Genomic DNA, 14,191 nt, shown 5'->3' with positions numbered 1-14,191 from the left:
CGATTACTGATGGGAACCGTTTTACTTGGCGTCGCGATGTTTACGATCGTCGTGCTCGCGCTGGTCTTTTTGATTTTGGGAGCCAAAAGCCAATTGGTGGCAACTGGCCCGGTCAAAATCATGATCAACGAACAAAAAGAGATCGAAATCCCTGCCGGCGGCAAACTGCTGGGTGCCCTCGCTGACGCGGGAGTGTTCGTCTCCAGTGCCTGCGGTGGTGGTGGTACATGCGCTCAATGCAAAGTCAAAATCTACGAAGGCGGCGGCGAGATTCTGGCGACTGAAAAAGACCACATCAGCAAGAAGGAAGCCGCCGAGGGCGAACGACTTTCTTGCCAGGTGGCGGTCAAGCAAGACATGACGGTTGAAGTGCCCGCCGAAGCATTCGACACGAAGAAATGGACCTGCAAAGTTCGTAGCAATCGCAACGTCGCGACCTTTATCAAAGAGCTGGTACTGGAATTACCAGCTGGCGAAGAAGTTGGCTTCAAAGCGGGTGGATACATCCAAATCGAATGCCCGCCGCACGTTGTCAATTACAAAGACTTTGACATCGAAGAAGAGTATCGCGAAGACTGGGACAAGTACGACGTTTGGCGCTATGTGTCCAAAGTCGATGAAGAAGTCGTCCGTGCCTACTCGATGGCCAACTACCCGGGCGAAGAAGGCATCATCATGCTGAACGTTCGCGTTGCATCGCCACCGCCACGTGCCCCGGAAGGGACTCCGCCAGGCCAGATGAGCAGCTGGATCTTCAATCTGAAGCCAGGTGACGAAGCGGTCATTAGTGGACCTTACGGTGAATTCTTTATCAAAGACACCAAAAGCGAGATGGTCTACATCGGTGGTGGTGCCGGAATGGCTCCGCTGCGAAGTCATATCTTCGAGTTGTTTAAACGCCGAGAGACTGACCGCAAGGTTACCTATTGGTACGGCGGCCGAAGTCTGCGAGAGCTGTTCTACATCGATCACTTCCGTGAAATCGAAGAGAAGTTCCCGAACTTCAAGTTCGAGATTGCGTTGTCGGAACCACTGCCTGAAGACAACTGGAGTGGCCACGTCGGATTTATTCACCAGGTCTTGCTCGATAACTACCTCAGCAAGCACCCGGCCCCTGAAGACATCGAGTACTACATCTGCGGCCCCCCAATGATGAACCAAGCTGTCTTCAAAATGCTGGATGACTTGGGTGTTGAACCCGAGAACATCGCCTTTGATGACTTCGGCGGCTAGTGTCGTTCCCCATGCTGCCATGCAGCGAAACCTAGTGCAGCAACAGCATGACCAATTCAAGAACGCGACGAACGGTACTCTTCGTCGCGTTTTTCCTTGCGCTAACCGCTCACGTGTCGGATGCGTTTGCGCAGGCTCCACTCCGCACCTTCCGCGGACAGACCATGGGCACGACCTACATGGTCAAGATTTTTGGCAGTTCGGACGTCGACGACGACATCCGGATCGCCATCGATGCCGAACTGCGGCAAGTCAACGATCAGATGTCGACGTACTTGAAGACATCCGAACTGAGTCGTTTTAACGCGAGCCTTTCAACCGATTGGTTTGACGTCAGCAGTGACACCGCTAGTGTCGTTGCGTTTGCGCAAGAAGTCGCGAAGAAAACGAACGGGGCCTTCGACGTCACTGTCGGTCCGCTGGTCAACGCGTGGGGATTTGGGCCTGGCGAAAGAACCGGTAAAGCGCCCGATCAGTCTGTCTTAGACGAATTGCAAAAATCGATCGGCTACCAACACTTGCAAGTCCGACTCGATCCGCCGGCGCTGAAGAAGTCCGTTGCTACTTTGAAAGTCGATCTTTCGGCGATCGCCAAGGGCCACGGCGTCGATCGAATCGTTGCCTTGTTGGCCAAGGCCGGGGCGACGGACGTGTTTGTCGAAATCGGAGGCGAGGTGCGAGTAAGCGGCAGCAAAACGGGGAAACCCTGGACCGTCGGAATTCAACTTCCCGACGCCGACGCTGTGACTCCGATGATCGCCCATCCGCTGAGCATTTCCGAGGACGAATCCATGGCCACTTCGGGTGACTATCGCAACTTTTTTGTGGATGAAGAAAAACGATATTCGCATACAATAGATCCTCGCACTGCCAAGCCAATCAGTCACACCTTGGCGTCGGTTTCCGTCGTAACGGAATCCTGCATGATGGCGGACGCGTGGGCTACTGCAATCAACGTGCTCGGCCCTGACGATGGGCTGGAACTGGCAAAGTCCGAACTAATCAGTGTGCTGTTAATCAACCGCAACGAAGGTAAGTACGAACGCATGGGAACTGGAACACTCGCGCAATACGCAACCGAAAAGGCCTCCATCACTGGCGAAGCTGCGATGGCGTTGGGTCAGCAAAACGCGTTGCCGACAATTCTGCTGTCCGCCGTCGTGATGGCACTGATTGTGATGGCCATGGCAGTGGGAGTCATCTTCGGCCGCAAGTCCATCAGCGGATCCTGTGGAGGGCTGGCCAACAAACAGAACGAAGACGGCAGCAGCAGTTGCGCACTGTGCAGCAACCCCTCGGACGCTTGCCAAGAGCTTCGCGAAAAGATGGCAAAGTAGCTCACTCTCGCCATCCAAAATACTGGGCACGTGATGTCACTTGGCAAAGAGAGTGGCGTAGAACGCTACGCTTGCTGGAGCGATACATTTGCTGGAAGGAACCCTCTGCTAGTGCAACGCTTCCCGTTGGAGGCAACGACGCCAATTCCCAATAACGCCCGTTTCCACCGACTCAATCGGACAACCTCTTCCGCAGTCCATCGTGCCGCGAACTCGCGGCACATTCTGACGCATTATTCATGACGGACATTGCGGTCGCGCTCCATCAAGCGCCGCGTGGTAGCTACATTGGTGGATGCCATGATGGACCAAGACGAACCTTCCGAAGAACCGAGCGTTGACGAACCGTTGTACCGGTTTTCGTGGCGCCGCTTTGCCGTGATCGCGACGTCATTGCTTACGCTTCCATTCTGGGCGCCGTGGGTGCATCGCAATGTAGGGCTGCACGAAATGCTGCTGATCATCCCCTTCGTCATCATTTTTGCGTTCTCTGTTTGGTTCATCACATTCATGTTTCCCAATCGGTCAATTCGTCGTGGTAATAAACGCAAGCGTTGGTAAGACCATGAAGCACTGTTTCGTTGGCCTGCTGGCCCTTTCCTGGTCGCTGGCATCGCCCGCCGCCAATGGGCAAGACACTTCTGACAACGCCGCCAAGCTGATCCAGGGCGTTGTCACAGATCGCGAAAATCAACCGATCGAAGGAGCTCAAGTCGCCTGGATGAATTGGTTTTCGCGCGATGAAAAAGGTCCAGTTGCAGCGGTCACCAACGACAAAGGCGTGTTCGAGCTAGAAAAGTCCAAGGCCGAATCCAATCAATACGTCGTGATTCACAAACCGGGGTACGCCGTCGCGGCGCTGAACATGAATTGGCTGCCTGCGCGTGCCCGTGTCTGGCCCATGAAACCGGTAGCCTTGCGGATTGTCGATCAAAAACAAAATCCGGTTGCCAATGCGGTCGTGACGCTGGCCTCGGTTCACTTTCAAGACGAACACTTGATCTCCAACGTGCCCGCTTCGCTGTCGAAGCCAACACAAGCCGTCAGTCGCGAAGACGGCTGGGCGATCTTACGTAGCACGCGCCCGACCGACGTGGGATCGATCGCCGTCACGGTCGACGGCTATGGAAGCCAAACGTTCGCCGCCGACTTATCGAAGGAGCGATTCCACATTCTGCAACTTTGGGAGACGACAAGCATCGACGTCACACTGACGCTGGATGGCGAACCAGCCGTTGACTGGATCGTAGCGGTCGCCAGTGATGGAAACAACTTCGGTGCCGGAAACAATAACGCGGCCGCCAACAATCCGATCAACAAAAACATCTTGCCAGTCGGCGTGGAGTTCCAAGGCAAGTCCGACAGTAGTGGCAAACTGACGATTCCGCATGCCCTGCTGCGTCGCCCCATTGTGATCTATGTGATTGATCCCAAAAAGAAACTCCGCGACACGCAAACGATCGTGCCCGATGGCAGTCCTGAATCAAGTTCGATCGATATGACGATCCGTCCGCCGGCCGGGCAAGCAGGGCAGGCGTTAACAGGACACGTTACTAACACGGATACGAACGAACCGATTCCGGGCATCTCGATCACGTTGGCCAACTACGAATCGGCGCCATATGATCAGATCGAAGTGGTCGCGGACGAACAGGGCCAGATCAGCGTTTCACTGACGCCGGGAACCTGGAACTGGAACATTCCAAAATCGCCGGCGGGTCAAGTCATCAATATGACCAGCGAAAACCGTTTCGTCGTAACAAAGGGCGATACGAAACTGCCCAAACTCAAGGCCTCTGTTTACAAAGCAAAAGCCATCCGCGGTACGATCCAGGACGTCGACTTGGCGATACGCCGTGCCAGATGGATCCATGTCGATTGGACCAGTCCCACCGGCGCTTCGGGAAACCAACGCGGCACTTTCAATCCCGATGGAACGTTTGCAGTGGACATTCCATCCAACGCGGTCGCGGACAGCTACAAAATTGTTGCTGTCGGTGGAGGTAGCGATCCGCTAAGAGTCGTGTCCAAAATTCCGCTTGTGCTGACCAGTGATGCAGCGGCGGAAAACGCAGAAAACTAAGGCCGCGATTTGGCCAATCGAAATGCCCAAGACGGGCACTAGGCCTTCGCCAATATCTCTCTGACATCCATCACGTAAACCTGCCGCCCCCCGTCGTGCGGACTGTCGATGGCGATGAGGTGCCCGTCGTTGCTGGAGCGTGGATGCGTATCACAACGCCATTCACCTCGATAAGCCTTGGGCGAGGGAAAGTGTCCTAGGTCGAACCGTCTGCCGCTGGGAACGTGATACAGAAACACGGTTTGCCGCGACGTTTTCTTGTTTGGATACGTGTCATTCAAAATCCAGTCGCCGTACGGCGCTGGCAAATAGGTGTTGTGCCCGTTGGTTGGCATTTTGTCTTGGCCGACCGCAACCACTTTTCGCGTCCGATCGGTGAACTCGTAAAACCCATTTTTCTGACCAGCGGGCTTGGTCCACATCGTGACCTCGTCATCATCTTTCCAGATGAAGTGCGACGTGTACCCGGAAGGATCCAGAATGTATCGATCGCTACCGTCCATGTTCGCGGTGATCATTCGCGTGACGAAGCCACCTTTGTACTGCAGCGTTTTGGGATCAAATCCTGGTCGGTAGCGATGCAACACGGTGAACCGCGTTCCACTTGGATTGATCAGCAAGTGGTTAAAATAATGCCACGCCGAAGAGTGTTTGTCGCCATCGGGCCAAGCGATCGCAGCGACGTCGGCCAGAGAAATAATCAGTTCGTCTTTGCCAGTCTCCAAATCAACTCGCCAGATGCCTGAATCTGCCGGAGCACGCACCGCCACATTGGGATCTGCCAGGCCGTCGTAACCGTACCCGGGACGCAAGTTATCGATGCGCCGAAAATCGACTGACAAACCTGTCTTGCCGTCGGCGGAAATCGTGTAGATCGGTTTGGGGATCGTACGAACGGATTGATCGGCGACGTTGTAGATTCGACAAACAAACGAGTCGCCGTCACGGTCGTTCCACAACACCTGTTTGCCGTCATTGCCCATCCACTGCAACATGCAACCTTGCTGCCAACCCCATGCGTTGCTGGATCCGATAGCATGCCAAGTATCGTTGTCGGCAGTGTCGACATAACCAACCTTGATTTGATCGTCGCCAGTCGGACTGCGTCCTTCAAAAGAAAGCTGGTTGGCGAGGACCAGTTTGCTGGTCGGATCGAATTCGCGTTTGTCGTAGTAGCCGAACCAGTGGTTCTGCTGGCCACTAGTGATCGCGCGGCAGGGTACGAACGTTTCGAGTGGTCCGGTTTCGGACGCGTTCGCTTTTTGAGTAGGCGGGTTTTGTTCGGCCCAGGCCGAAGATGCTCCAGCGGACAGAACCGCTGCAGAAGAAACTTGGCAAAATTGTCGACGACCAAAACGCATTGCAGATCACTCCAGCAAACAGGCAAGAACGGAATGCTTAGAAGATATCGCCCAGCCCACGTTCATGCTGCGGGATGCTACCGCTGTTCGCGGTAAGTTTTCCAACTCATGAAAACCATGATTCCGCCCAGCACGGCGAACGTTATGTCCATCATGATGCTGGCTGACTGGAGCGGAGCAATGTCCGTCATTCCAGCCATCCCCATGATCGCGTCGGCCAAGAAAAGCACGACGATCAGAATCGACGCGACAAGGCTAATCAGACAGAGAGCCTTGGGCATCAATGAACCTCAGAAAAGTAGATGGGGGGGAAGAGCTGTATTGAAAGAGCGTCGAATCGGATTGGCAGTATAGTTGCTAGCAGGCCTGTTTCCCAAGCCTACGCTTGGTCGCTAGATTACCGTTTTCTCGAAGCCCAAGCGGTTTGTAAGGATTAATCCAAGGATACCAGGATGTCGGCAACGAATCAGACAGCTCAAGCCCCCGCACAGCCTAATTACTCGGCCGCAAATTTCTCACTGAATTCTGCCAGTGATCCTTGGTTGCAGTGGCGGCAGCAGATGCCAATCGCCCAAAAATGGGCTTATCTGGACCACGCAGCCGTCGGACCGCTGCCATCGGTTGCCGCGGCGGCGATCCACGAATTTGCCGATCAGGCGTCCCAGCAAGGCGATACGGTCTGGCCGCAGTGGGCAGCAAAAATCGAAAAACTCCGCAAAAACGCGGCAATTCTGGTCGGCGCCGACGCGGACGAGATCTGCATGGTGCCCAATACCAGTACCGGAATCAATCTGGTCGCCGAAGGCTTTCCCTGGCAAGAAGGCGACAATGTTGTGGTGCCTGAGGGCGAATTCCCCAGCAATTTGTTTCCTTGGATGAATCAGCAAACTCGCGGCGTTCAGCTCCGAACCGTGCCGCGTCGAGGCGAACAGGTGTGCATCGACGACGTGATTTCGCACGTCGACCAATCGACCCGAATGATCGCGGTCAGCTGGGTTGGCTACGCCAGTGGTTACCGGATCGATGTGGACGAACTGGTGCAACGAGCCCACGAAAAAAATGTCCTGGTTTTTCTCGACGCGATCCAAGGTCTCGGGATTTATCCGCTGGATTTGGCCCAAACGCCCGTCGATTTTTTGGCGGCGGACGGTCACAAATGGTTGCTGGGCCCCGAAGGAGCGGGCATCGCGATGATTCGGCGTCAGCATCTGAACCAACTGCGATGTGGCAATGTCGGCTGGGGCAGCGTCAAGAATTCCTTCAATTACAATTCGCCGGAATTCAACCTACGAGACACCGCGGCTCGTTTCGAACCCGGCTCAGCCAACATGGTCGGTATCGCCGCACTTTCGGCCAACTTGGAATTGTTCCTTACCGTGCGTGATCAGCTAGGAGCGTCGGCGATTGGAGACCGGATCATCGACTTGGCCAACTACCTTCACGAACGGTTGCTGACCATCGGAATCACTTCACGGTTGCCCGAAAAACGCCAACATCAAAGCGGCATCGTGACGTTTGATGTCGATGGCGTTGATCCAGCCGAAGTTCGTCAGCGTGGATTGGATCAGCAGATTGTCGTCAGCTGCCGCGGCGGTGGCATCCGAGCCAGTATTCATGCCTACAATAACCACAGCGACTTGGATCGACTGGTCGATGTGGTCGCCCAAGCCACTCGCTAGTCTTGTCTCGTTTCTTTATCAGTTTCCAACCGAACCAAACGCATTTTGATGACTCGACCTCGCACCGCGGTCTACACAGGATCATTTGACCCCGTGACGTTGGGGCATTTGCATGTGATCGAACGCGCCTCCACGCTGTTTGATGATTTGGTCATCGGCATCGGATTCAACGCCGACAAGCGGGCTTTGTTTGATCCCGAGCAACGAGTCGACTTGGTCCAGCGGGTCACTCAGGAAATCGGCAACGTTCGCGTGCGAGTGTTCTCCGGATTGGCGGTTGATTTCGTACGATCTCTGGACGCCAGCATCATGGTACGTGGCATTCGCCCGCTGACCGACATCGCCGGAGAATTCACCATGATGATGGCCAACCATCAGTTAGATCCGGGGGTGGAAACCGTTTTTCTGATGGCTGACGAACGTTTCGCGCATGTCAGTAGTTCGCTGCTAAAACAGATCGCTTCGCTCAGCGATGATGACGAACAGCTCGCCAAGTTTGTTCCTCGCGAAATCATCGCGCCCCTAAGAGAACAATTGCGCGCTCGTCGTTAGTTCATGCTCAGGGCCAATTTACTCCCGAGCGGCTAATCTTCGCTCGGAACAGCACGATCGCGAAAAAAAGTTCTCAATCTAGAACTTTTTTTCGCAGCAGTGAAACGTGTCTCCGGTCGACTCTCACCGCTCTTCTGCGAAATAGATTTCGCTTAACGGAATCCGAAAAAGTTTCGCGAAAAACGGCTTCAATCGCGATCTGACCGAAAATACTGCGGCAGCAATCTCCACGCTGCGACACCGTTTTGGGTGCTCCACTGCTCTCATTCGATGGGCTACGGTCGATTCGGAGCCCGAAATTCCATTTGTGCCCCCCCCTTCAAACGGGTATTCTGCGTTCGGCACATTTGTTGTCTTTACGCCGCTTCTATGCGGCGATTCTACCCTCTCTCGTCATTTTATGAGGATCCGATGAAGATGAAATCCCGTTCCCTTAGGGCAGGCTTTACGCTTGTCGAGCTGCTGGTCGTGATTGCGATCATTGGCATTTTGGTTGGATTGTTACTTCCAGCAGTCCAAGCCGCACGTGAAGCCGCACGCCGAATGAGTTGTAGTAACAACTTCAAAAACATCGGTTTGGCCATTCACAACTACCACTCCGCGTTCAAACAAATCCCTGACCACGGTGGTGGCACCGGGATTGGATTGCAGAACAATCGCTGGTGGCAAACAGGAAACGACGCCGACCACCGCTGCTTGAGTGCATTGGTAGGAATGACTTCGTTTATCGAACAGCAGGGGCTTTGGAGCTCAATCTCTAATCCCAACACACGCACCGTGACAGGAGCTGCTCCCCCGGCGACGACCGGGATCCCAGGTGCTTGGCCTGCGATGGGCCCCAACCCGCGAAACTACTCGCGAAACCCAGGCTACATTCCGTGGTCGACCGAGGTTCCAACCTTCCGTTGCCCAAGTGATCCTGGGCTGGGACTGCCCGCTCTGGGCCGAACCAACTACGGGTTGGCAATGGGTGATTCACCGGGAATCTTCCACAATCGTGCAATGGGTGGAAATCTTAGTCCTGCTACCAACTGGAACGCACGAGCGTTCAACTCAGTCGCACGCGGATTCTTTGCGACTCGTAAAGAAGCCAAGTTCCGGGACGTCCTGGACGGGCTTTCCAACACCATCGCCATGGGCGAAATGATCACTGACCTGGGTGACCGGGACATTCGTTCAACTGCATCTTGGGAACGACGCGGCGGACAAAGCGTCAACAACAACCCGTCCCTTTGTGCTGATGCGGGTCAGATTGACCCCGAGCGTCCTCAGTTCTGGTGCAATGGCGGAACAGGTTGCACGAACCCCACGGTACTCAGTTCAAACAATCACGAAGCTCGTGGCGCCAACTGGGCGAACTTCCGTGGCATGACCACGCAAGTCTTCACCATCCTGCCACCCAACAGCGAATTGTGCGTGGGTGTCTGGATCGACTCTCCGGGAACCATGGCAGTTGCAAGCCGCCACCAAGGTGGTGCACACGTTCTGATGGGTGACGGAGCCGTTATCTTCATGACTGATTCGGTGGAAGCTGGAGATCGTCGCGCTGGTGCCATCCGGCTCAACGGCGGTGCTGCACGAAACCCAGGTTCACGCAGCCCGTACGGTTTGTGGGGTGCTTTAGGAACCAAGGCCAACGGCGAAACGATCGAAGAGCAACTTAACCAGTAGTAAGCTCGGTCAATGCAAAAAAAAACCTCGCACATCTTTGATGTGCGAGGTTTTTTTGTACGCTGATAATTGAGAGAACGCGTTGAAATCCGTGCCGCAAAAGTTGGCAGGTATTCCGCAGCGTGTCGCGCGACTTCGTTGGATCGATCCAACCGTACGCCAGTCGCACATTGCAGATTTGCAAAGCCGATCGACGAACGGTGAAATCCGATCGTGCAAGCGACACAAAACTCAACTACTGCTGCTTCATCGATTCTTCCATCGCTTTGTTGTACTCTTCGTCGCTCATGCCTTCCATTGCAGTCTGCTCTTCACCTGCATCTTCTGGGACAGCAATGACTTCAGTGCCACCTCCGCCACAGCCGCTGATAGCGCACACCGAAAAACAACAAGCGAACGCACACAATAGGGCCAGTTTTTTCATCGAAATCTCTCTTTGACAAATGGTGTAATTTCAGTTCGCGGTCGTCTTAGAAAAGTGACGAGGAGCAAACCACCCATAAATTGTAAACAGCAGCATTAGACATGGTCAAACGGTAACAACGCGGTCGAATCGACATTCCGATAAATCACGGTGGCTTTTTCGGCTAGGGTCCGATGCAACCCAATCACGTTGTCTAGTCGCCTATCTCGATCTAACCGCACAGCACTGCCGAACCGAATCACACTGCCCAATCGGACACCAGGTCCCAAGCAGCACCCCGGACTACATGCGTCCTGCTCGACAGGCACCCTCGTTTATAGGCACCCTCACTTACAGCCTTCGCAATCCGTCTTCTGTCATGGGCGTCGGTATGTCGACATCGACGCTATCGATTCTGGCCATGGTTTGGTCATCAAGTACCAGGTCCTTTGCGGCAAGCGACTGACCGAGTTGTTCCAACGTCGTCGCACCGATGATCGTCGACGCAACAAAATCATGCTGCCGACTCCAAGCAACCGACAAGGCCGTCACCGTCGTGCCAATCGATTTGGCGATCTCAGTCAATCGACGCGTTGTCTCCAAGCTGCGTTCGTTGACGAATCGTTGCGCCATTCGCTTTTGACGATCCTCTCCAGTCTTCAGGTAAGCGGTGAAGCGCGCGCCATCGGGTAGTTCGTCTTGGTACTTACCCGTCAGGACACCGCCCCCGAGCGGCGAGTAAGGCAGCAGGCTGATTCCCTCCTGGCGACAAACCTGTGCCAATTCACTTTCACAACGACGATTGATCAGACTGAAATTGTTTTGCACCGTTTCGTATCGATCCACTCCGCAGACGTCAGCCGCCCAACACGCTTTCATCATTCCCCAACTGGTTTCGTTGCTGGCTCCGATGACTCGAACTTTGCCTTCGTCTCTTAGTTCTGTCAGCACTCCCAGCACTTCTTCGTAGGGCATGCCGTGATCGGGCCAATGCGTCTGGTAGAGATCGATGTAATCCGTGCCCAACCGTCGCAAAGAATCCTCGCACGCTTTGACAATCTGACGTCGATCGAGCGCCGTTTTTCCGTGCCGAACTGGCGGTGTAAACCATCCGTGCCCGGGGCCGGTCACCTTGGTCGCGACAACAACGGCTTCGCGCGGCTTCGTTTTCAACCAACGGCCAAAGATCTCTTCTGTCAAACCGAACTTCTCCGCCGATGGAGGAACGGGATACACTTCCGCCGCGTCGAAAAAATCGATTCCGGATTCCCAAGCAAGATCACAGATCTGATGACTGAGCGGTTCGTCACATTGCTGGCCGAAGGTCATCGTTCCCATGCAGATGTCGCTGACGACCAAACCACTGCTGCCTAAACGTCTTTGTTGCATGTCGTAATTTCCTGCTCGGAGAACTCGTTCATCGACCTAAACTTGGGTTATTGAAGCGATATCATAGCGGCTGGATCGCCGACGTCTTTCCCCTGACCAAATGGATCAGCTGCATCGCAAAGCCCAGGTTCTGCCCCCTCAATCCAACACCACTTTCGATGGTGCAAGTCGGTAGTGAGCCCGGAATTCACTTGCCAAGGACGAACTCATTGATGAGCGCGGCGGCCGCCGCGGCGAATTGGAATGGGGGGCTCCTGCTCACAATGGACCATGTTCTGCTAAGATACAGTTCCCCCACCTCGCTTCCCTCCTCCTGTCGACATTCCCGCCCATGCCCCAGTATTTTGCGCCGTTGTTTTCGTTGACATTGGCCATGCTAGTTCTTTGCAACACTGGCTCCGCTCAGGATCCCCCCCCGCGGAAAGAGAAAGCGGCCCAGGAATACCGACACGGGCCTGATTCGCAAGTGCAGGACGGCGTCCCCAAGGGAAAAGTCACTCAACACGTCGATTTGGAAAGCAAAATTTTTCCCGGGACCAAACGGCGCTACAGTGTTTATGTGCCGGCGCAGTACGACGGTTCCGAGCCAGCTGCGTTGATGGTGTTTCAGGACGGTCATGCGTTTGAAGGCCTGACGGGCGACTTTCGTTTGCCGACGGTTTTTGACAACTTGATCGCCAAAGGGGACATGCCTATCACAATTGCCGTCATGATCGATCCAGGCCACAAAGGCGAACTCCCCGAAAAACGGGGCTGGCGTCCACGACCTGCGAACCGAAGTTTTGAGTACGACAGTGTTTCGGGCGATTACGCTGAGTTCTTGCTGAACGAAATTTTGCCCGAGATCACCAAGGACTTCAAAATTTCGGAAAACCCCGAACTGCGTGCGATCTGCGGCAACAGCTCGGGTGGCATCTGTGCGTTCAGCGTCGCTTGGTTTCGGCCCGACAGCTTTCACAAAGTACTAAGCCACATCGGCAGCTTCACGAATATTCGCGGCGGTCACAACTACGCTGCCATGATTCGCAAGACCGACAAGAAATCGCTGAGAGTGTTTTTGCAGGATGGTGAAAACGATTTAGACAACGAACATGGCAACTGGCCGCTAGCGAATCAGCAACTGGCCAAGTCGCTGGCGTTTAAAGACTACGACTACAAATTTGTGTTTGGGACCGAAGCCCACAATGGCAAACATGGCGGCGCCATCTTCCCAGACTCGTTGCGCTGGCTGTGGCGTGGTTGGAAAAACGAAACTCCGTAACCCTTTCTTTTTGAACTATGGCCGACGGCAAAAGTAAATCGATCGACATCAACTTTTCGGTGCCACTGGTGCATCGTTTAAGAGTGACCAAGGATGTCGCTGGCGCTGACTTTGCGCAGTTGCTTGACGTCTTGCAGCCTGGCGGAAGCGGACCGGCCAAAGTGCTGGTCGTCGCCGAAATGCCTGTCGCGCAGTCAAGTGATCGCGTTGAACAAATTCACCAAAACCTGCTAGCTGACGCGTCCGTCAATCTCGTATCGTTGCCCCTGTTGGTCGACGGCGGAGAAGCGGTCAAGAATTCGACCGAAGTCGTCAAACAGGTACTCGGCGCGATCAACCATTTTGACTTGGATCGTCGCAGCTACATCATCGCCATCGGTGGCGGTGCCATGCTTGACGCAGTCGGCTACGCAGCCGCAGTTGCTCATCGCGGCGTCCGACTGGTTCGTTTACCCACCACGACATTGGCCCAGGGTGACTCGGGAGTTGGCGTCAAAAACGCGATCAACTATTTCGGCAAAAAAAACTGGGTGGGTACATTCGCGGTTCCCTGGGCAGTCATCAACGATGCCGGTTTGCTGACCACGCTATCGGACCGTGATTTCCAAAGTGGATTCAGCGAATCGGTCAAAGTATCGCTGCTAAAAGATCGAGGCGAATTTGACTGGCTCTGCGAGCACGCCGACGCCATTCGGCAACGCGACATGCAAATTGCGGCCCGAGCGATTCATCGGTCTTGCATGTTGCATCTGCTGCACATCACCGAGGGCGGCGATCCGTTTGAAATGCTGGAGGCCAGACCTTTGGATTTTGGTCATTGGTCGGCCCACAAACTGGAACCGCTGACAAACTATGGCATTCGCCATGGTGAAGCGGTCGCGATCGGAGTCGCGATCGACTGCCTGTATTCATCGATGAAGCATGGGCTTCCCAAATCAGACGCCATCAAAGTCTGTGAATGTTTGACTCGCATGGGAATGCGGCTCTGGCACGACGAACTAAATCCCGTCGATCGATTGATGCAGGGACTGGAAGAGTTCCGGCAGCACCTCGGGGGTCGACTGACGATCACGATGCTTAGTGGTGTCGGCGAAGCGATCAATGTCCACGAGATTGACACGCTGGCAATGAAAGACGCCATCAAGCAACTTCAGGGCGTTGCCGCCGACCTTCAGTCGAAACTTGTCGACGTTTGATGCAGTCGTCGCGGTAAATCATCGCT

General features: G+C 54.6%; 13 protein-coding genes. 9 read left to right on the top strand and 4 right to left on the bottom strand.

What is annotated here, in order from left to right:
• The first annotated feature begins 9 nt into the window (after positions 1-9).
• From nqrF to K239x_RS09975, 4 genes are all read left to right on the top strand, one after another.
• The gene (nqrF, locus tag K239x_RS09990; protein WP_145417672.1) at positions 10-1,233 is read left to right on the top strand and encodes an NADH:ubiquinone reductase (Na(+)-transporting) subunit F; all 1,224 of its coding nucleotides are present in this window, start codon (positions 10-12) and stop codon (positions 1,231-1,233) included.
• A gap of 47 nt (positions 1,234-1,280) precedes the next feature.
• Positions 1,281-2,570 carry an FAD:protein FMN transferase gene (locus K239x_RS09985; RefSeq protein ID WP_419189892.1) on the top strand — a complete coding sequence of 430 codons (1,290 nt, stop codon included), beginning with the start codon at positions 1,281-1,283 and terminating at the stop codon, positions 2,568-2,570.
• A 276-nt stretch (positions 2,571-2,846) separates the two neighbouring features.
• Positions 2,847-3,131, top strand: coding sequence for a hypothetical protein (locus tag K239x_RS09980; protein ID WP_145417671.1), 285 nt, complete (start codon positions 2,847-2,849; stop codon positions 3,129-3,131).
• A 4-nt stretch (positions 3,132-3,135) separates the two neighbouring features.
• Positions 3,136-4,653: a peptidase associated/transthyretin-like domain-containing protein gene (locus K239x_RS09975; protein ID WP_145417670.1), complete on the top strand. Its 1,518-nt coding sequence runs from the start codon at positions 3,136-3,138 to the stop codon at positions 4,651-4,653.
• Between the two features lie 38 nt (positions 4,654-4,691).
• Here K239x_RS09975 and K239x_RS09970 read toward each other — a convergent pair whose 3' ends face one another.
• Together K239x_RS09970 and K239x_RS09965 are read right to left on the bottom strand one after the other, a co-directional pair.
• Complete coding sequence (locus tag K239x_RS09970; RefSeq protein WP_145417669.1) at positions 4,692-6,014, bottom strand: hypothetical protein; 1,323 nt, start codon at positions 6,012-6,014, stop codon at positions 4,692-4,694.
• A 77-nt stretch (positions 6,015-6,091) separates the two neighbouring features.
• Positions 6,092-6,295: a hypothetical protein gene (locus tag K239x_RS09965; protein WP_145417668.1), complete on the bottom strand. Its 204-nt coding sequence runs from the start codon at positions 6,293-6,295 to the stop codon at positions 6,092-6,094.
• Positions 6,296-6,466: 171 nt separating this feature from the next.
• Here K239x_RS09965 and K239x_RS09960 point away from each other — a divergent pair, with 171 nt between their 5' ends.
• The 3 genes from K239x_RS09960 (at position 6,467) to K239x_RS09950 (ending at position 9,916) form a co-directional block, all read left to right on the top strand.
• Positions 6,467-7,693 (top strand): aminotransferase class V-fold PLP-dependent enzyme, encoded by a 1,227-nt coding sequence (locus K239x_RS09960; RefSeq protein ID WP_419189891.1) that lies wholly within the window; start codon positions 6,467-6,469, stop codon positions 7,691-7,693.
• 48 nt (positions 7,694-7,741) lie between these two features.
• Complete coding sequence (coaD, locus tag K239x_RS09955) at positions 7,742-8,245, top strand: pantetheine-phosphate adenylyltransferase (protein WP_145417667.1); 504 nt, start codon at positions 7,742-7,744, stop codon at positions 8,243-8,245.
• A 417-nt stretch (positions 8,246-8,662) separates the two neighbouring features.
• A complete protein-coding gene (locus tag K239x_RS09950) occupies positions 8,663-9,916 on the top strand; it encodes a DUF1559 domain-containing protein (protein WP_145417666.1) in 1,254 nt (417 codons plus the stop codon).
• A gap of 235 nt (positions 9,917-10,151) precedes the next feature.
• Here K239x_RS09950 and K239x_RS09945 read toward each other — a convergent pair whose 3' ends face one another.
• Positions 10,152-10,340 carry a hypothetical protein gene (locus tag K239x_RS09945; RefSeq protein WP_145417665.1) on the bottom strand — a complete coding sequence of 63 codons (189 nt, stop codon included), beginning with the start codon at positions 10,338-10,340 and terminating at the stop codon, positions 10,152-10,154.
• Positions 10,341-10,670: 330 nt separating this feature from the next.
• Positions 10,671-11,708, bottom strand: coding sequence for an aldo/keto reductase (locus tag K239x_RS09940; RefSeq protein WP_145417664.1), 1,038 nt, complete (start codon positions 11,706-11,708; stop codon positions 10,671-10,673).
• A 331-nt stretch (positions 11,709-12,039) separates the two neighbouring features.
• Here K239x_RS09940 and K239x_RS09935 point away from each other — a divergent pair, with 331 nt between their 5' ends.
• Positions 12,040-12,969: an alpha/beta hydrolase gene (locus tag K239x_RS09935; RefSeq protein ID WP_419189890.1), complete on the top strand. Its 930-nt coding sequence runs from the start codon at positions 12,040-12,042 to the stop codon at positions 12,967-12,969.
• Positions 12,970-12,986: 17 nt separating this feature from the next.
• Positions 12,987-14,165 carry a 3-dehydroquinate synthase gene (locus K239x_RS09930; RefSeq protein WP_145417663.1) on the top strand — a complete coding sequence of 393 codons (1,179 nt, stop codon included), beginning with the start codon at positions 12,987-12,989 and terminating at the stop codon, positions 14,163-14,165.
• Positions 14,166-14,191: the final 26 nt, after the last annotated feature.

The organism is Stieleria marina, assembly GCA_007741555.1.
Taxonomy (GTDB): domain Bacteria; phylum Planctomycetota; class Planctomycetia; order Pirellulales; family Pirellulaceae; genus K23-9.
This window is presented reverse-complemented; position numbering and strand designations above follow the sequence as displayed.